General features: G+C 68.3%; 1 protein-coding gene. It reads left to right on the top strand.

The features are described from left to right. Positions 1-159: 159 nt before the first annotated feature. The coding region (locus JHN63_RS52025) for a maleylpyruvate isomerase N-terminal domain-containing protein (RefSeq protein WP_200692061.1) at positions 160-442 on the top strand (283 nt) is incomplete at its 3' end.

The raw sequence follows: 442 nt of genomic DNA on the forward strand, positions 1-442 counted from the left end.
GGCCGTGGAAGCCCGACACTGGCAAAGAAGCGAGTGGCCCAACGTTCACACCACACCTCACGGCCACAGAAACCCCGTCGACCAGCACCCCAGCACCCCACCCCTGTGAATAATGCAAGCACGCTTGATTGTTTCTGACACCCCTGCCATGCTCCCCCCATGTCCGATCCGACGCGCGTGTTCGACGACCTGCGTGAGGAGAGCGAGGAACTCGACCGGCTCGTAGCCGAGTTGGGGCCGGAGGGCTGGGCCGTCGAGACGCCTGCTGCCCGCTGGACCGTCGCCCACCAGATCGCCCACCTGGCCTGGACCGACCACTCCGCGCTGCTCGCCGTGACGGACGAGGAGGCGTTCGGGGGACTGGTCGAGAAGGCGCTCGCCGCTCCTGAGTCGTTCGTGGACGAGGGTGCGGAGGAGGGGGCCGCGAAGCCACCCGCCCGGC

The organism is Streptomyces sp. MBT65 (assembly GCF_016612545.1).
Classification (GTDB): domain Bacteria; phylum Actinomycetota; class Actinomycetes; order Streptomycetales; family Streptomycetaceae; genus Streptomyces.